We start from the raw sequence: 18,762 nt of genomic DNA, 5'->3' as shown, positions 1-18,762 counted from the left end.
TTTTGCAGAAGGTCTGCTGTTTGCATCAGCTTTTGATTTAGTTTGTATAACTAGCTGATTATTAGTAAATATATACTCATATTTTAGTGGTTTTATCGCTTTTATAATCTAGCGTAGATCCTGTCGTTTTAGTTTATTTTAGATAAAATTAATAAATTGTTGTGCTTAACATTAGCCATTAGCAATCAAGTTTTGAAAGGGGGCTAGTATAGGGTTGGTTGAGGCATTAAAGTTCGATTGTATGCGCCTGCTCTTTTAGCGTAGTGTTATCATCATATATCCTTTTAAGCATGTCAGAAATTATCGCTAGTCTTGACATAGGTACCAGTAAAATTTGTGTAGTTATAGGGGCACAGAGTCAGTATGATGCCAACAAACTTGAGGTTTTAGGTATCGGCAGCGCTGCTGCAGACGGGGTAGTACGTGGTATGATTGTTAACATTGATAAAGCAGCTATTGCTATCAAGCAAGCCCTACAAGCTGCTGAGGAAGATTCCGGTATCAATATCAATATTGTCAATGTAAATGTTGCAGGAAAGCATGTAACAGGTTCTTGCCACCATGGTAGCATTACTAGGGATACGGTCGAGGAAGAGATTACGGTGGAAGATATCAAAAAGCTTACCCGGGATATGTATCGCATTGTAACTCCTTTGGGTACAGAAATTGTGCATGCCATGCCACAGGAATATACCATAGATTATGAGATCGTAACCCAAGATCCAGTAGGTATGTCAGGGGTGAAACTAGATGCAAACTTTCATATCATTACTGCTAAAACACATGCCATTCAAAATATACATAAATGTATTAAAAAAGCTGGTGTAGAGGCAGAAATGGTTATGGCTTCTGCCTTAGCAGCCAGTTTGGCCATATTGAGTGATGAGGAAAAGGAGGCAGGTGTTTGTTTGATAGACTTTGGTAGCAGTATGATTAACTTAGTGGTATTTTGTGATGCCATTATTCGCTATACTGCTACCATTCCACTTGGAGGGCATATGATTACCTCAGATATACAACAAAGTTGTATGGTTATGGAACGGCAAGCAGAGCTATTAAAAGTAAAATTTGGCAGTATCGAGCCTAGTGCCTTGGCTACTCAAGCGGTAGTCACGATTCCAGGGTTGCGCAATCGTATGCCTAAAGAGGTGGTTACCAGTAACTTAGCTAAAATTATACAGGCACGTGTGGAAGAAATAGTAACCTTTATACATGAAGAAATTTTACGTTCTGGTTTTTATGAGAAACTAGTTGCTGGCATTGTGCTAACAGGTGGAAGTGCTAATTTACCAGGCATGGCTTCTATGCTTGAGCAGGTTACTGGTTTGGACACCCGTTTAGGTTTTCCAGATGAATATCTAGAAGAGGGTAGTCGTAAACAGCTTTGTAATCCTGGCTATGCAACGGCTGTTGGGCTAACTTTAGCTGGATTTAAAACATTAGATTATCGAGAAGCATACTATAGAGCAGCGCAATCTGCTGATTTAAATTTTGCGAAGAAAAATATTAAAAAAACAAAAAAAGGTAGTTTTTCTTTTGCACGTATGATTACCAAAACGAAAGCCTTTTTAGTAGATGATTATGATGATCATTAATGGCTAAGCGATGCTATTGGTTCAGCCATTTTTTTCATCAGCGCTATTCTGTAAGTTATGAAGGATATTACCTATAAATTTGATCTACCCCTTCACCATAAATCTATTATCAGAGTAATAGGGGTAGGCGGTGGTGGCAGCAATGCAGTAAATAACATGTATAAGCGTGGCATTAAAGATGTTTCCTTTATTGTTTGCAATACAGACGTTCAAGCATTACAAAGTAGCCCTATACCTATTAAGCTACAAATTGGCGAGGCCCTTACAAGTGGGCTAGGCGCTGGTGCCAATCCGGAGGTGGGGCGTAATGCTGCATTAGAAAGCAAAGAGAGCATTCGAGAATTGTTGGATGATGATACAAAAATGCTTTTTGTTACCGCTGGTATGGGTGGTGGAACCGGTACAGGCGCTGCTCCTGTAATTGCTAGTATTGCCCGTAAGCAAGGTATCCTGACGGTTGGCATTGTCACCCTCCCCTTTTCTTTTGAAGGTAAAAAAAAGCATTTGCAAGCTCAAGAAGGTATTAATGAATTGCGGAAACATTGTGATACCGTTCTGATTATTTTAAATGATAAAATCCAGACCATATTAGGTGGGCTTTCTATCAGTGAAGCTTTTCGAGAAGCAGATAATGTGTTGACCACTGCTGCTAAAAGCATTGCCGAGATTATTACGGTACCTGGTTATGTAAATGTGGATTTTGAAGATGTCAAAACGGTAATGAAAAACGCAGGTGCAGCGGTTATGGGTTCTGGTGAAGCAGAGGGTGAAGGTAGGGCCTTACAGGCTGCTGAAACAGCACTTGCTTCTCCTTTATTGGACTATACAGATATCCGTGGTGCAAAGAAAATACTCTTATCTATTGTTTCCGGCCAAGCAGCTGAATTACAAATGGATGAGTTAACCATTATTACTAATTATATACAGGAGCAAACTGGCAATGATGCTGAGGTGATTTTTGGCCATGGCTCTGATCCAGAAATGTCAGAACGCATTCGGGTTACGGTTATTGCTACTGGATTTAATAGGGAGGAAGAGGCAGATAATCATGGTATTTTTGACTATTCAAAACAGCATGTTATGCACCTTGGTACGCAAATACCCTATCATCCGGAAGTCAATCAGCAGCTCTCGCAGGCGTCAACGGAAAAGCCAGTAATGGAGGTAGCTTTACAGTCACCTAAAAAAAGAGCCAAAGAAGTTAGTGAAGCGGAAGAAGCTCCCGTACAGTTGCCTTTGCCTTTTGGTGCGTCTCAGGAAATAGCACTGGAAAAAAGTTATCCATATGGTCATGCAGCTACTATCCATTCCAAACAAGGTAGTCCATCCAGAAGCTGGGATGACCGCTATGTAAAAGAACAATTAGAAATACCTGCTTATCTACGCAAAAAGGTGTCACTTGATGCTGTAGATACAGAAACACAAAAAAAATGGGTACGCTATCGGTTAGATGATGCTCCTTTACAAAAGGATGATTGAGGTGGTAAAACGGTACGATTCCAGCAGCTGTTTGCATCAGGGCTTCATTTTTGGCTTACTTTTCGATCAAGGAAAAAGTAAGATACAATACCCATTTGTATAAGTTTTTTAAAATGCTTAAATTGCCTATCCCTTAATTATGTTGGTGATGTAGCTCAGTCGGTAGAGCATCGGACTGAAAATCCGTGGGCCGGAGGTTCGAGTCCTCTCATCACCACCTTATACCTTACGCTAGACTTTTTTTCAAAACTCGCTTTTTCACCCATATAAAGATGCTTGATCGACTTTTTTCTAAACTTTTTACTTCAAAGAAAGAGCAACAACGCCGTTTTTACAATCAAAAAGTATCTGAAATCAACCAAATTTATCAGCTGTTGGCCCCTCTTTCACATGATCAGTTGCGTGCAGAGGTCACGGCTGTTCGCCAAGAGATCGCTGCACATTTACAGCCTATTGCATCTGAAATCGAAGGCCTCACTAGATCAGCGGATGAACAGCCAGCTGGTCTAGTGGCTACAAACGCCAGATTAGACGGATATAAGCGGCTAGAACAATTAAAAAAACAACACAAAGCAGCGCTGGCAACCATTTTAGATCGCGTATTGACTCGTGTTTTTGCCATTGTTAAGGAAACCGCTCGCCGTTTTAGGGATCATAGCCAGTTAAGCGTTGCTGTCAATGACCATGATCGAGCCATTGCTGCACGTAAGTCTTATGTGACCATAGCTGGAGATCAAGCCATTTGGCAAAATCAATGGCAAGTCAGTGAGCATATGGTGGTTTGGGAAATGGTGCATTATGATGTGCAACTGATAGGGGGGATGGTCCTACATCAAGGTAAAATAGCTGAAATGGCCACTGGAGAGGGTAAAACCCTGATTACCACCCTAGCTGCTTTTTTAAATGCATTAAGCAATGAAGGTGTCCATGTGGTAACTGTAAACGACTATTTGGCTAAGAGAGACGCAGAATGGATGGCACCTATCTTTGAATTTCACGGTTTCACGGTGGACTGTATAGATAGCTATGCTGCCTATTCCATTGAGCGCCAACGTGCCTATGAAGCAGATATTATATTTGGGACCAATAATGAGTTTGGGTTTGATTATCTTAGGGATAATATGGTAACAGATGCCAGTGATTTGGTGCAGCGTAAGCACTATTTTGCTATTGTAGATGAAGTGGATTCTGTGCTTATTGATGATGCTAGAACACCACTTATTATCTCAGGTCCCGTAGAAGAGAGTGATGAGCATATCTATAAAGAGTTGGCCCCTAAGATTGCACACCTTTATGCTCTACAAAAGGAACTGGTGATTAAGCTGTTACAGGAAGCAAAGCAAAAAATAAAGGAAGGCAATATAGAAGAAGGAGGGTTAGCGCTGTTTCGTGCTTATAGAGGATTGCCTAAATACAAGCCTTTGATTAAATTCCTTAGTGAAAAAGGGATGCGTCAGATCTTAGATAATGTAGAATCTTATTACATTCAGGAGAATGCTAAGATGATGCCGGAAGCAGACCAGCCCCTTTTCTTTTCCATTGATGAACGGCACAACAATGTTGAGATCACTGAAAAAGGACTTACCTATTTAACAGAGCAGGAGAAGGATCCTTCTTTCTTTGTATTACCAGATGTCGCAGCCCATATTGCAGCTATTGAGAATGATACTACGTTGACCCATGAAGAAAGCCTTGCGAAGCGTTCTTATTTTCAGCAAACCTATAAGGTAAAAGCACAACGTATCCATGCCCTACATCAGCTGTTAAAAGCATATGCACTATTTGAAAAAGATGTAGCCTATATTGTCTCCAAGGGTAAGGTAAAAATTGTAGATGAGCAAACCGGTCGGGTATTAGATGGGCGTAGATATTCAGATGGACTCCATCAGGCCTTGGAGGCAAAGGAGGGTGTTAAAATTGAAAAACCTTCTCAGACCTATGCCTCTATTACCCTTCAAAGCTATTTCCATATGTATGATAAGCTGGCCGGTATGACTGGTACAGCGGAAACCGATGCAGAAGAATTTTGGGATATTTATGGGCTTGCAGTAGTACCTGTTCCAACCCATAGGCCCTTGTTGCGGGAGGATAGAGAAGACAAAATCTACAAAACAGTACGAGAAAAGTTTAATGCCATCATTGAAGAAATTATCACCTTATCGGGTCAAGGAAGGCCAGTTTTAGTGGGTACTACTTCTGTGGAGATATCTGAATTGGTTAGCAAAATGCTTGCTTTTCGTAAAATTCCCCATCAAATTTTAAATGCCAAGCATCATCAAAAAGAGGCAGAAATCGTAGCACAAGCTGGTGTGGCTGGTACGGTTACCATTGCCACCAATATGGCAGGTCGTGGCACAGATATTAAATTGAGCCAAGATTCAAAAGCAGCGGGTGGGCTGGCCATTATTGGTACAGAACGGCATGAATCCAGGCGTGTTGATAGGCAGTTGCGTGGCCGTTCTGGGCGACAAGGTGATCCAGGTTCTTCTCAATTTTTTCTTTCATTAGAAGATAGTTTAATGCGTCTTTTTGGGTCAGATAGGATTGCGGCTGTAATGGATAGAATTGGTTTAGAAGAGGGAGAGGTTATTCAGCATAGCATGGTGAGTAGGTCTATTGAAAGGGCACAAAAGAAAGTAGAACAGAATAACTTTGCTATGCGCAAGCGTTTGTTGGAGTATGACCGTGAAATGGGTACCCATCGCAGTGCGGTTTATAAGCGTAGAAACCATGCTTTATTGGGCCAAGGTGTTGAAGTGGATATTATGAATATGCTTTACGATACTGTAACCAACATTATAGAGCATGAAGACAACAAACTAGAAGCAAGTTGCCTCAATCCCATTTTTTTTGCTGTATTTGGCATTTCAGATGGCTTTTCGGAATCATTTTTTGCAGGCAAGAAAAAAGAAGTGCTTATAGAGGATATCTATCAGCGACTGGCAAAACTATATTACGAGCGTGTTACAACATTGCAGGAGCTATTATTTTCCTATTTCAAGGAATCTGTTGTAGGCAGTAATGACAGCGTAGAGGCTCCCTTTTTTGATGGTAAAATGTATATTAGGGCTACTGCTTACCCTGCTGCTTTTATCGATTCTGGTGGAAGGGCACTGGTTAAGAATTTAGAATGTATGGTTGTGCTGCATGTGATTGATCAACATTGGAAAAGCCATTTGCGGGCTATGGATGATTTAAAACAATCGGTCCAGAATGCCGTTTATGAAAGGCAAGACCCTATTATCACTTTTAAGTTTGAAGCTTACTACCTGTTTAGAAAATTTATGGCTACTGTAAGTCAAGAAATTATTTCTTTCTTGTTCCATGCACCGCTTTATGTACAATTGCCATTAAAGTCCTATACGAAAGAGGAGTCAGGTAAAGAAGGGTAGGCGCTCTAGTAAAAGACTAACACCTGGGTGCTATGTTTTTTAGCGAATTATAAGTATCTATTCACGCCTCTGGCTGGTCCCCTTATCTCCTTCGATAAAAAATGGCGCTCTAGTAGACCTCTTGCAAAACCTATTTCTAATGGCAATTTTGGTGTCGAAGCTTGTCTATGCTCCTCAAATACATTAAGTATTCTGCGGTGCTCGACTACACTTCTCCTAAAAATTGCTCATCACAAAGTAGGTTTTGCAAGAGGTCTACTAGAGCGCCATTTTTTATCGAAGGAGATAAGGGGCTGGAAATGGGTTAGCCATTTGCTTTTTCAGAAAAATGTAGCCATAATGATGAATGGATATTTGCTTTTTGTAGCGTTTCTGTTGAAACTTCACAGCTTAGCTATCTCCATGTTTCTTTTCTCCTCTCCTATTTGGATGTCTATTTTTTCACCCTGTTTTTGACCTAATTCCCTCCTTTGGTTTTTAGCTAATTTAATTGCTTCTTTAAATGTTTTCTGTGTCAGATCAAGTTTTTTGTCAATGAAAGCATAGTAAAACCACCCTTCCTCCCCCTATTTTCTATTTTAGTCTGCAAGAATCCTATTGTATAATTCAAAAACCTTGTATATATTAATTTTTTAACAATACAACAACACATTTCGTCATTTTACATACCCATGACCTTAATCGTACTATTTTGGATATTATATAAATTTTCCTTAGTTTTTATTTTTTCTTGCACTGGAAATCAAACAAAAAAGACTTTACACATATTCCGAACAAGTTATATATTGGATCAGCAAATAAGCAATAAGGCAGCATCAAATCTCCCTGCTGGCAAACGAGCTAGAGTAGCGCTACAAGATTTTTCTCCGGACGAAGAGGGATCAAGCCAAAATAAAAAAAGGAAAACATCTGAGCATCCACTATCGCCTAATCTAATCCTCAATAAAAAAAATGCAACTGTTCAAATATCATCAAGCATACGCAATAGTCACGTTACCGCTACTGGTACGGAGGTGGTTGCTCCAGCTAATTTGAATAAAAATAACAATATATCTACTCAAAACAGTACAATAAAAAACAAATCAAAACATACAATCAACAATGATACTAGCCTCCATAGTACTCCAGACAAGGATACAAAAGAGTGGTTAGACAGTTTGCCCAATACAAAATTTTTTAAATGGTTAAAACTAAAAATAAATAATGCGCCAAATAGCCAATTATGTAAAAAAATAATAGCCCAACTTGTTGCTTTGCGTAAATTGAAGGTGCCCTCTACGTTCACCAGTAGTATATGGCCAAGATGCACGGATCTAGAACGCTATGGCGATTTACTGAATAAAGTTTTGGTAAAATGTGAGCCGTCCGGGTATGCACTAACACCTAAACTACAGAAGATATTGCAACATGATATTAAGCTGAGCAATCTATCCAGTATGGTAAGTAGCTCTGGTCATAAATCTCCTGAAGTATTTGAAGCGTTCATCAATAAGCTAACCGATCAGAATCTGCTGGGCAATCTTAAAAAATTAAAAGAACTAGGGTTTGAAGTAAGCAATCTATCCAGTATGGTAAGTGGCTCTCGTCATAAATCCCCTGAAGTATTTGAAGCGTTACTCAATAAGTTAACCAATCCGAAAAATCGGGAAAAGCTTAAAAAGTTAAAAGAATTAGGCTTTAAAGCGAGTAATCTATCCAGTATGGTAAGTGGATCTGGTCATAAATCCGCTGAAGCATTTGAAGCGTTAATCAATACGCTAACCAATCCGGAAAATTGGGAAAAGCTTAAAAAGTTAAAAGCATTAGGCTTTGAACCAAGCAATCTATCCAGTATGCTAAGTGGCGCTGGTCATAAATCCGCTGAAGCATTTGAAGCGTTAATCAATACGCTAACCGATCAGAATATGCTGACCAAGCTTGAAATGTTAAAAGAATTAGGCTTTGAGGCAAGCAATCTATCCAGTATGGTAAGTGGATCTGGTCATAAATCCGCTGAAGCATTTGAAGCGTTAATCAATAAGCTAACCAATCCGGAAAACCTGGACAAGCTTGAAAAATTAAAAGCATTAGGCTTTGAAGTAAGCAATCTATCCAGTATGGTACATAGATCTAGTTATAAATGTGCTGAAGCGTTTGAAGCGTTAATCAATAAGCTAACCAATCCGGAAAACCTGGACAAGCTTGAAAAATTAAAAGCATTAGGCTTTGAAGTAAGCAATCTATCCAGTATGGTACATGTCGCTGGTAGCAAATCCGCTGAAGCGTTTGAAGCGTTAATCAATAAGCTAACCAATCCGGAAACTCTGACCAATCTTAAAAAGTTAAAAGCATTAGGCTTTGAACCAAGCAATCTATCCAGTATGGTAAGTAGCTCTGGTAACAAATCCGTAGAAGCATTTGCACAGTTAATCAATAAGCTAACCAATAAAGAGAGCTTATCTAAACTTGAAATATTATGTAGTAGTTGATATTTAATCTGACATTTGTTAATTTGTGTTGATATAAATAACGACTACTACAGAAAAACACATCGGTTCAGCTATTTACTATCGGTCCGGACTTTTTATCGAACCCTTACCACTTCTGAAATAAAGAAGCAATAAAGGCATGGGGATCAAAAGGCTTTAAGTCTTCCACTTTTTCGCCTACACCAATATACTTAATGGGAATGGAAAACTGATCTGCTATGCCCAGCACCATACCGCCTTTAGAGGTCCCATCTAGCTTGGTGACAACGATTCCAGTTACCGCTACAGCAGCTGTGAAAGCTTCTGCTTGAAGAAAGGCATTTTGTCCATTTGTACCATCCAACACCAATAATACTTCTTGGGGGGCACCAGGAAGACATTTTTGAATGGTTCGTTTAATTTTAGCTAGTTCATTGATCAGGTGTACTTTGGTATGCAAGCGGCCAGCTGTGTCTATGATGACTACATCTGTATTGTTGCGCAAACTTTGTTGTACTGCTTCATGTGCAACGGAGGAAGGGTCTGATTGCATTGCTCGTGCTACTACCGATGCCCCTATACGGTTTCCCCAAATGGTAAGCTGTTCTACCGCCGCTGCACGAAAAGTATCTGCAGCACCCAATATAACTGTTTTGCCTTGACCAATAAATTGTGCCGCCAGTTTGCCAATAGTAGTTGTTTTACCCACACCATTTACACCTACTACCAGTATGACATGGGGACGAGTGGGTGGTGCGACTCCCTGCGTATCTTTAGTTGGTGTAGGGGCAATATGCAAGAGTTGCTCCGTTTCAGACTGTAAAATTTGGTCTAGTTCACCCGTGGTAAGGTATTTATCTCGCGCCACACGTTGCTCTATAGCCCCTATAATCTTAAGCGCTGTAGATACGCCAACATCTGAACCAATCAATAATTCTTCCAGCCTATCTAGCACATCACTATCAACAGTAGATTTTCCGGCGACAATTTTAGAGAGCTTTCCCCAAAAAGACTGACGCGTTTTAGAAAGTTCTTCTGCTAAATGCGTTTTAGGTTTGGTTGGCTTAGAAAAAAAATCAAAAATACCCATAGCAAGTCACTTGTTTTGCTACCTATGTAGCGCTATAGATGGTTGGCCCGCTTATGCATCATAAGAGCTATTAAAGTTAAAAAAGGCGATAGGAAACCACTATACTTTACTAGATAACACCTCTTTTATTACTTCGGACGGAACGATTCTACTGCGAAAGGTATACGCTCCTGTTTTAGGTGATTTCTTTGCTTGAATCAACTTAGTTAACCTAACCGCATCCCCTTTGGCAAGGGTTGCTACTACTTTCTTTGCCATGATGAGTAATTATTTAATTTCTTTATGAACGGTGTGACGTTTGAGTATAGGATTATACTTTTTTAATTCCATTCTTGCAGTAGTAGTTGTTCTATTCTTTTCTGTACAATACCTAGATGTGCCAGCTATTCCGCTGCTTTTATGCTCTGTACACTCTAAGATCACTTGAACCCTACCCCCTTTTTTCTTTGCCATTTTGCTGTACTACTTTTTGTGAAGTTTCAAGTAACCTTCTTTTGAAACGGCGCTTATACTGAGGAATTTGTAGGAGAAACGGAGCGCAAAACCGCAACGTACTAAATGTATGTTAGGCTTTAAGCACCCGCTCGACCTGTAAATTTCCAGTAGCCGTTAGTATTTCGAAAGAAGGCTAGTGATTACCATTTAGACCAACCATTGATATTTCTTGGACAATGTTCCTTTTTGTTTGGCCTCTTTTAACACCGAATGAATCCCTTTCTTATTGATCGTTCGAATAATAGAAGTACAAACCTTCAATGGAATCCAAATATCCTCTTCTGGAATATAAAAACGTTTCTTTTGCAAATTTGGATAAAACCATCTTTTGGTTTTGTTATTTGCATGGGATACATTGTTCCCTACAATGGGCTTTTTGCCCGTTATATCACAAATTCTTGCCATTCTTCTATACGGTTTAAAATACTTACAAATATAGGGTAACGAAAGGATTATTCAAATTGTTCTAGATGTAACCTTTTCTTAAAAGGACGTTCTTTTTCTGAACTAGGTCTTTTATTACTTTGCTCCCCTTTCTTTGATGATGCTAAACTTGATAACTGATTGAGTATACTATCATCCCTCTTAGTAAGATGCTCTATGAGACGCCATTTTTTTTGGTTATAGGCTGCAGCTATTGCTTGCGTCAGTGTCTTCGAAATTGTATACCCTTTGTTATCCTTTAAACTGAGATCAGCGTTATGTTTAATGAGTACCTGCAATATATCATCACGACCTTGCACAACTGCCCAGTGTGCCATGGTATACCCCTGGTGATCTTGGTAGTTAATGCCGTATGCATCATGTATTGGCACTGTATGCAGTAGTAAATTGAATATTTTTAAACTCGTTGTACGAAAAACTTGTATATCTTCTTCTTCTTCTTCTTCTTCATATCCTGTACTTATGGCCCAATATATGGCAGGGCAACTTCCTTCCTTGGGTTGTTGGTTGATAAAAGTTTTTTTTTGTACAAACTCCTTATAATCTTCATATGGCATTGTTGCTTTAGCATGCTTCAATATTGCTTTTACAGCCTCTAGATTATTATTGGCTACTGCCCAATGCAGAATAGTCATGCCGTTATTGTCTTGTGTGTCGATATGTACACCACTATACTCCAATAGTGTCTGCAATATTTTAAGATCTGTTTCAGTATAGTTCCCTTTTTCATCCCTATCCACTGCATAATGCAGCGCTGTAAAACTATCGTTATCTTTTTGTTGGAGAAAGTATAGGAATTTTTTTCTATAATTTTTAAAATATTTTAATATTATACTTGCAGCTTTTAGGTGCCTACTCCATACTGCCCAATGCAGGACAGTCTTACCATCTCTACATGCTTGGTTGCTATTAGGATACTGTAACAGTAATTTCAATATGCTTATATTATCCTTGACTTTTTTGTCAGTTGTGGATGAGAAATTTTTGCTCACCGCCCAATGAATGGGCAGATAACCGTGTTTATCTCGTCGGTTAACTTGCATGTCAGGGTCATCTTTTTTGCCTTCATGCGCCAGGTTGTCTTGTGCTAGTATTGCCAAAACCCACTTCACTGCAGTTTTACATACTGCTGTATGTAATGAATATGTTTCTCCTATAGGTTTTGCGAACCTTCTTATAGAATTAATTTGTTTTTGTGTAGATTTAGAGGTGGTTTCCATCTTAGGAAGCATACGATATACGAAACTTGGCTGGTTACATGAAAAGATAAAAGTTAGCAGTATGCTATACAGCATATGACAGCATTTATTATTGTTAGTTAGGTAGGAGACTGTGTCCATGAATTATATGTAACTATATGGGTTCGTGTAATTACTTTTACTATTTTAGTATAACCTACCTATAAAATAGTATGGTATTAAATAATAAGCAAGTCAAATGGGGTGTTTATTATCCTAAAATATTCTAGATGCAAAATATATTAACATGATTCAAAAATATATGCGTACTTTTTTGCCAGTAGATTATACTGTAACAGACTGGGCTTCCATTCAACCTTTTTATAGCAATCTACTGGATAGAGATCTTGCCTCATTGGAGGATTTAATACGGTTTTTAGCCGACTGGAGTGAACTAGAGGGGGTATTAGAAGAAGATGCTGGATGGCGTTATATTCACACTTCTTGTGATACTGTTGATGTAGCGGCTAAAAATCGTTATGAGTACTATATTACCGACATAGCGCCTCATGTAGCAGCAGTTACAGATCAATTGCATCAAAAAGTTTTAGCCGCAAAAGAGGTCCATACCTTGCGTAAGGAAGCGCAATATGATATCTTTTTTCGCAAGATTGAAAATCAATTGCGTTGTTACAGGACAGAAAATATACCTATTCAAACTGAAATTCAGTTGAATACGAGTAAATTTGGTGTAATTTCAGCTGCAATGGTGGTAGAGATAGGTGGAAAAGAATGTACCTTGCAACAAGCTGCAGCCCATTTAGAATCTACCGATAGGGTTTTTCGCAAAGAGGTGTATGATAAGGTACAGCAACGCAGGTTGCAAGATAAAGATGCACTAAATGGACTCTACTCCAGCCTGATTCAGCAACGTCATCAATTGGCATTGAATGCTGGCTTTAAGAATTTTAGAGACTATGCTTTTGTCTCTATGAATCGGTTTGATTATACTCCGGCGGATTGTTTTACCTTTCATACAGCCATTCGAGAAGAAATTGTACCGCTCCTCAATGAGTTGGCAGCAGATCGTAAAAAGCAACTGGGATTGGTTAGATTGCAACCATTTGATCACGCAGTAGATCTACAGGGCAGAAAGCCATTGCGACCCTTTAGAGATCCAACAGAGTTGATTGCTAAAACCATTAAGGTATTTGATCGGTTGGATCCTTTTTTGGCAGATTGTTTGCGTACCATGGAACAGATGGGCCATTTGGATTTGGCCTCCCGTAAGGGAAAAGCACCTGGTGGGTATAATTATCCTTTGGATGAGACAGGGGTTCCTTTCATTTTTATGAATGCCGCTGCTACGTTAGGTGATCTACTGACCATGCTGCATGAAGGAGGCCATGCCGTTCATTCTTTTTTAGTGCATGGCTTGCGCCTAAATGCTTTTAAACATTGTCCATCAGAGATTGCAGAACTGGCTTCTATGTCTATGGAGTTGCTTACGATGCCCCATTGGGATCTTTTCTTTGCCAATCAAGAGGAGCTCAATCGTGCCAAAAAAGATCATTTGATTCATGTGATCAGTTGTTTGCCATGGATGGCTACTATTGATGCCTTTCAGCATTGGGTTTATGAAAATCCTGATCATACCTTAGAAGAGCGGGCAGCAAACTGGAACCGTATCTTTAGCAGTTTTTCAGACAGCATAACCGATTGGACTGATTATGAATTGGTTAAAAACCATTTATGGCAAAAACAACTCCATCTTTTTGAAGTGCCTTTCTACTATATCGAATATGCTATTGCGCAGCTTGGCGCCATTGGCGTGTGGAAAAATGCGTTGGAAAATCCTAAACAAGCATTGCAGGACTACTTAAATGCATTAAAGCTAGGGCATACAGCTTCTATGCGTAAGGTTTACCAAACTGCTGGTGTTGCTTTTGATTTTAGTAGAGCACATATTCGCTCTCTGGTACAATGCGTACGCCAGGCTTGGGCTGCACTATAGGGATATAGCTGGTTGGTTCCCAATCAGGGTGCATAATCATGCACCCTGCGCTATCTTTTTGTTTTAGTGGCTTGTCACCTATCTCTTCCGCTCTTTTTCGTTTATTCGTTGCTTGGTTAGACGTTCCGTATAATACTTGGTTAGAGAATGCTATAACCTCTTGGATCATAACCGGATGCACGAGTATATTTTTAGACTGTGATATAGGGGGTAATGGTAAAATTTCATCATGGAGCGCATCTGGAATAGAAACTTCTGTGAAGTTGCTATTCCTGTCAAGAGGGATATTCCATGCCAGTTGACTACTAAGGCGAACGACCATATCATGTTTTTTTTCTTTTTTGTTGCTATGATGCGTTTTTCCCGTTATCAACTCAGTCCATGCTTTACGTAATGCTTTAAAATTATCTTTGCTTTTTTGAGGTAGAAAAATTCTAAAATCACTTTGTTCTCCTCCTATAGCTAGTATGGGAATTTTTGCATTAGGAAGGGTATTTTTAACCCAGCCTAAAAAATCACTCCCTGGGGTTAAATCTTTACATCCATCACTGAACGCCGCAACTTGGTATTTCTCCAGGGTAGATTCAAAATATTTTTCAGCCCAATCAGAATCCTGACCAAGGCTAGTCGAAAATTTGCGCATATCATCTAAAACAGGTGCTTCGAAAAATGGTGGAGCTAATTCTTGAACTTTGTTAAGAACATCTGCTCCTTCCCATGGCGTAGCTATTGTAACAATCCCTATTGGGTTTGGTAATGTATCTCCATATTCCTCTTTATATCTCTCAAACATTTTATAAGCACGCAGGCCACCTTGGCTATGGCCGATTAGTATAATCGGCCTGCTCTCTAGATCAGATACGCTTGTTATAAGTTCCTTCCAGCTCTCGTTGGCCTGCTCTGTTATGCTGAGCAGGGCAGTCTGCTCTCTTTCTACACTTTTCAAAGCAACTACAGAAGCATCAGGGAAAGCTTGCTTAAGTTGTGCTGCCAGGTGCTTAAAACAGGAGGCTTCTGACCCTAGCCCATGGAATAAGACAAATACGGCTGGTTCCATGCTAGCTTGCTTGGCAACTGAAGCATGCTTAGGGGCTTCGCTGAGCCTTTGACAACCACGCTTACAACCAATAATAGAGAAAAAAAAAATAGTTATGTAGAGTGTAATATTAGATTGAAACATTTGATTGTATTATAAAATTGTTACAGCTGGTTATACTGCTGGATTGTGCTGCGCTTAGATTCCACCAACACATCCAAATACTATTTATATCTTTACCACTTCGGTAAAATAAACACAAAATATTTTCCAATTATAAGGAAATTATATGCTTAATGACAGATCTACTCCATTTAGGTTAATGGCTATAGGCGTTTTCCCAAATAATTGTTTACAGGCATTGATAAAAGATGGTGTTAATGCAGTTGCCATAAAACAATCGCGTGGCTTGCTTGCTTTCTGGTTTAAAAGATTGTGTGTGGTGAGCCATTGTTTGACCGCTAGTGCGGTGAGTTTTGCTGCGTCTATCACCTTAATCTCTTTTGCATAGCGTTTCTTTAAAAAATTTTTTAACGCTATTTTTAAAAATAGATAATGTGTGCAAGCTGGGATGAGTGCATCTAAATGGGGGACAGCGATTTGATTTAAATAATGGTCTAGTAAAGAACGATTTATTTTGCTGCCATTGAAACAAGCTTCTACCATAGGAACCAGCAGAGGAGTGGCTAGTGTCGTAAGTGTGATGCCTGTTGTGCGCAATCGTTCTGTATAGATGCCAGAGGCTACTGTATAGTTTGTGCCGATCAAGGCGATCTGCTTATAACAGTTGGCTGCATGGATATGTGCGATTACTGGATCAATCACATTGATGATCCCAATTTCTGTGCCCATGGCCTTAAGATAGGATGGTAAAAAATGAGCTGCAGCAGCAGTGGCAGTGTTACAGGCGATCACCAGTAGTTTATACCCTTTACTTAAGCAAAAATTTGCTACTTTGGTCACATAACCAGATAATTCCATTTCGTTTTTTTCACCATAAGGCAAATGTTTGGTATCTCCAATATAGTGAACTGTCTCTTCTGGTAAAAGTGCTTTAATGACCTTAGTAATGGCCAAGCCACCTATACCACTGTCATAAATGGCAATCGGAGCATGTTTGTACATATGGGGACCAAAAAAAGAGAAGATGGCTATTAAGATAAACTGATGTGGGCCCACCAGGACTTGAACCTGGGACCTGCTGATTATGAGTCAGATGCTCTAACCGACTGAGCTATGGGCCCTTTTTAGGAAACCTACCGCTACAAGACAATTCTAACGATAAGGTGAATGGTACTCCACAATACTACGTCTTTTTTTCTAAAAAACCAGGGGCTTTTGTTTTATTTTTGGACTTAAATGATTGTGACCAATCATTTTTCTATTCGACTTATTTTTTTTAGATTAGCACTGCATTTTTTTTTACCGTTATCTATTGCAATTTTGTTTATGCGCTATTCTACATCCTTATTATCATCCTTGGTGAAGGCTTTAATGGCTGTTTTTCCATTGTGCTTGTTGGGGGGATCTTGCCCTTCTGAATCTGCAAAAGAACAACCCAGTACTTTTCATCCAGGCTGGCATGTGCTTAATGATTCGGAGGAGAACTTGGATAAAGATAAGTGTCTCATTACAAAATGTGGTTTAGGGGTTTTACGTTTTCATGTTACAGATCAGCAAAAATGTTTTAATCCAGATGATTTTGATTTAAAAGGTGAAAAAAATAATATTGTACAGATGAAGCCAGGGGTAGCTTACCTGGTATTAACACCTAATTTTTATGGCAGCGTGACAGAGGAAGTGTTTCCGAAAACCATGAGGGATGGCATGAAATATAGGAATTTTGATGATAAAAAAGGGGGCATACCCTTATCTTTTTTAGAAGAGTGGTTGGCGGTAGATCCTATCGATTGTAAAGATGCAATCTTGATTATTGCTACAGGAATAGAGGGTAACCTAGGTGTTAGTGAATCTCTTAAAAAAGCTTTAAGGGATAAAAAAGAAAAGGGGGCAGTTCAAGATTATACAATCCTCAGATCTGGAGAAGCTGTAAGGGCGCATAACAGCTATGTTAAAGAGGGGAAAAAGGTCTTTACCTTTATTCATACTGCTGGATAATTAGACCTCTTTCGCAACCTATTGCTTGGCCTACATCTGAATCTGTCGTTATGCAACAACTTTTCAACAAATGGTTGGTACTATTTCCCCAGTTGCTTAGACAACTGTGTTGCTTTTTTATTGGGGTTTATCAGCATTGCGTAGCGCCTTTATTGGTTCCTATGTGCCGTTTTCAACCCAGCTGTTCTTGCTATGCAAAAGCTGCTTTTGCCAAATATGGCATTTGCAAAGGTAGCTTGCGTACCTTACGCAGGCTGCTCCGTTGCCATCCATGGGGCGGGAGTGGGTATGATCCATTGATTTGAGTAGCCTATCTTACAGGTCTGTGGTTGGTCCCCATATCTCCATTAACCAGTGACGTGAACATACTAATGCTGCTTTTTAGGCATGGCTGGATAGCCAAATCTTGTTAGTAATAAGCCATTTTTACGCCAGTTTGGGGTGACTTTGACATGTTGTGCAAGAAAGATTTTTTTTCGAAAAAACTTTTCTAATGCTTCCCTGGCATCTATTCCTAGTTTTTTTAGCGCATCGCCTCTTTGGCCGATTATAATCCCTTTTTGCGTTGCGCGTTCTACATGTATAATGGACCCAATTTTAATCAGATGTTCCGTTTCCTTAAAGTAGTCTATGACTACTTCTACACTATAGGGTATTTCTTGATGGTATTGGCCTAAGATTTTTTCACGTATGATTTCCTGCACAAAAAAACGTTCTGATTTGTCTGTTAGGGTTGCTTCTGGGTAGTAAGCAGGATGTTTGGGCAGCTGTTGAATAATTTGTTGTATGAGTTGATCGATGTTTTCATTTTTTAGAGCTGAGATTGGTAGAACGGTTGCATCGGGGTGATGATGTAGCCAATAGGCCACTACTTCATTAAGCTGGTTAGCTGTGATTAAATCAACTTTATTCAATACCAGTATGGTTGGCTTTTTACTGAGGTTTGCATAAGACGATGGAAGCTGCTCTAAGTCTTTTACATCTATGAGCCAGATGATGAGGTCGGCATCTGCATGCGCAACTTTTACAGCTTCCATCATAGCGCTTTGTAAGGGATAAGCAGGTGTAATAATGCCCGGTGTATCTATATAAATGATTTGAAAGTTTTTTCCAGATACAATGCCATGGAGTTTATGGCGTGTTGTTTGCGCTTTTGAATGGGTAATAGCCAGCTGTTCACCTACCAATAGGTTCATTAAAGTAGATTTTCCAGCATTGGGTTTGCCAATAATGGCTACAAAACCAGACCTATAATCGTTTTGAGGTTCATGCATAAGTGTTAAGATATTTGCAATGTTACAAAAAAACATATAAATTTGTAATAATTCAAGTGGTCATATAAAGAATGGGCCATTTGATGGTTAAGGCTTTACCGCGGGGTGGAGCAGTTGGTAGCTCGTCGGGCTCATAACCCGAAGGTCATAGGTTCGAGTCCTATCCCCGCAACTTTCCCTTCTTTACTTTTCTACATAAA

Annotated in this window: 15 protein-coding genes and 3 tRNA genes; 9 read left to right on the top strand and 9 right to left on the bottom strand. The window is 39.4% G+C overall.

Annotated features, from left to right (window positions below; translation table 11 throughout):
* Positions 1-290: 290 nt before the first annotated feature.
* The 5 genes from ftsA (at position 291) to AAHM81_RS01235 (ending at position 8,934) form a co-directional block, all read left to right on the top strand.
* The gene (gene ftsA, locus AAHM81_RS01255) at positions 291-1,595 is read left to right on the top strand and encodes a cell division protein FtsA (protein ID WP_342265550.1); all 1,305 of its coding nucleotides are present in this window, start codon (positions 291-293) and stop codon (positions 1,593-1,595) included.
* A gap of 57 nt (positions 1,596-1,652) precedes the next feature.
* Positions 1,653-3,074 (top strand): cell division protein FtsZ, encoded by a 1,422-nt coding sequence (gene ftsZ, locus AAHM81_RS01250; protein ID WP_342265549.1) that lies wholly within the window; start codon positions 1,653-1,655, stop codon positions 3,072-3,074.
* 144 nt (positions 3,075-3,218) lie between these two features.
* A tRNA-Phe gene (locus AAHM81_RS01245) sits at positions 3,219-3,291 on the top strand.
* Between the two features lie 55 nt (positions 3,292-3,346).
* Positions 3,347-6,466, top strand: coding sequence for a preprotein translocase subunit SecA (secA, locus tag AAHM81_RS01240; RefSeq protein WP_342265548.1), 3,120 nt, complete (start codon positions 3,347-3,349; stop codon positions 6,464-6,466).
* A 671-nt stretch (positions 6,467-7,137) separates the two neighbouring features.
* Positions 7,138-8,934 carry a hypothetical protein gene (locus AAHM81_RS01235; RefSeq protein ID WP_342265547.1) on the top strand — a complete coding sequence of 599 codons (1,797 nt, stop codon included), beginning with the start codon at positions 7,138-7,140 and terminating at the stop codon, positions 8,932-8,934.
* A 106-nt stretch (positions 8,935-9,040) separates the two neighbouring features.
* Here AAHM81_RS01235 and ftsY read toward each other — a convergent pair whose 3' ends face one another.
* The 5 genes from ftsY to AAHM81_RS01210 all read right to left on the bottom strand — a co-directional run bounded on the left by ftsY (position 9,041) and on the right by AAHM81_RS01210 (position 12,174).
* Positions 9,041-10,003: a signal recognition particle-docking protein FtsY gene (ftsY, locus tag AAHM81_RS01230; protein WP_342265546.1), complete on the bottom strand. Its 963-nt coding sequence runs from the start codon at positions 10,001-10,003 to the stop codon at positions 9,041-9,043.
* Between the two features lie 99 nt (positions 10,004-10,102).
* A complete protein-coding gene (locus tag AAHM81_RS01225) occupies positions 10,103-10,261 on the bottom strand; it encodes a DUF4295 domain-containing protein (protein ID WP_342265545.1) in 159 nt (52 codons plus the stop codon).
* Between the two features lie 9 nt (positions 10,262-10,270).
* The gene (rpmG, locus tag AAHM81_RS01220; RefSeq protein ID WP_342265544.1) at positions 10,271-10,456 is read right to left on the bottom strand and encodes a 50S ribosomal protein L33; all 186 of its coding nucleotides are present in this window, start codon (positions 10,454-10,456) and stop codon (positions 10,271-10,273) included.
* A gap of 189 nt (positions 10,457-10,645) precedes the next feature.
* The gene (gene rpmB, locus AAHM81_RS01215; RefSeq protein ID WP_342265543.1) at positions 10,646-10,903 is read right to left on the bottom strand and encodes a 50S ribosomal protein L28; all 258 of its coding nucleotides are present in this window, start codon (positions 10,901-10,903) and stop codon (positions 10,646-10,648) included.
* 47 nt (positions 10,904-10,950) lie between these two features.
* Entirely contained in the window at positions 10,951-12,174 is a 1,224-nt protein-coding gene (locus tag AAHM81_RS01210) for an ankyrin repeat domain-containing protein (protein WP_342265542.1), read from the bottom strand.
* Positions 12,175-12,427: 253 nt separating this feature from the next.
* Between AAHM81_RS01210 and AAHM81_RS01205 the strand changes: the two genes are divergently transcribed.
* A complete protein-coding gene (locus AAHM81_RS01205) occupies positions 12,428-14,134 on the top strand; it encodes a M3 family oligoendopeptidase (RefSeq protein ID WP_342265541.1) in 1,707 nt (568 codons plus the stop codon).
* On the opposite strand, the gene AAHM81_RS01200 is transcribed toward AAHM81_RS01205, so the two are convergent.
* The 3 genes from AAHM81_RS01200 to AAHM81_RS01190 all read right to left on the bottom strand — a co-directional run bounded on the left by AAHM81_RS01200 (position 14,073) and on the right by AAHM81_RS01190 (position 16,414).
* Entirely contained in the window at positions 14,073-15,314 is a 1,242-nt protein-coding gene (locus AAHM81_RS01200) for an alpha/beta hydrolase (protein WP_342265540.1), read from the bottom strand. The genes AAHM81_RS01205 and AAHM81_RS01200 overlap by 62 nt on opposite strands.
* A gap of 141 nt (positions 15,315-15,455) precedes the next feature.
* Positions 15,456-16,295, bottom strand: coding sequence for a glutamate racemase (gene murI, locus AAHM81_RS01195; protein ID WP_342265539.1), 840 nt, complete (start codon positions 16,293-16,295; stop codon positions 15,456-15,458).
* A 45-nt stretch (positions 16,296-16,340) separates the two neighbouring features.
* Positions 16,341-16,414 (bottom strand) — tRNA-Ile (locus AAHM81_RS01190).
* A gap of 205 nt (positions 16,415-16,619) precedes the next feature.
* On the opposite strand from AAHM81_RS01190, the gene AAHM81_RS01185 reads away from it, so the two are divergent.
* Together AAHM81_RS01185 and yidD are read left to right on the top strand one after the other, a co-directional pair.
* Complete coding sequence (locus AAHM81_RS01185) at positions 16,620-17,288, top strand: hypothetical protein (RefSeq protein ID WP_342265538.1); 669 nt, start codon at positions 16,620-16,622, stop codon at positions 17,286-17,288.
* A 50-nt stretch (positions 17,289-17,338) separates the two neighbouring features.
* On the top strand, positions 17,339-17,593 hold the full coding sequence (gene yidD / locus AAHM81_RS01180; protein WP_342265537.1) for a membrane protein insertion efficiency factor YidD: 255 nt from the start codon (positions 17,339-17,341) through the stop codon (positions 17,591-17,593).
* A gap of 63 nt (positions 17,594-17,656) precedes the next feature.
* Here the strand turns inward: yidD and era are convergent, their stop codons facing one another.
* Positions 17,657-18,562, bottom strand: a complete 906-nt coding sequence (era, locus tag AAHM81_RS01175; RefSeq protein ID WP_342265536.1) for a GTPase Era — start codon at positions 18,560-18,562, stop codon at positions 17,657-17,659.
* Positions 18,563-18,661: 99 nt separating this feature from the next.
* Between era and AAHM81_RS01170 the strand changes: the two genes are divergently transcribed.
* A tRNA-Met gene (locus tag AAHM81_RS01170) sits at positions 18,662-18,734 on the top strand.
* Positions 18,735-18,762 lie beyond the last annotated feature (28 nt).

The sequence above is a fragment of the Cardinium endosymbiont of Philonthus spinipes genome, assembly GCF_964030745.1.
In the GTDB taxonomy this organism is placed as follows: domain Bacteria; phylum Bacteroidota; class Bacteroidia; order Cytophagales; family Amoebophilaceae; genus Cardinium.
This window is presented reverse-complemented; position numbering and strand designations above follow the sequence as displayed.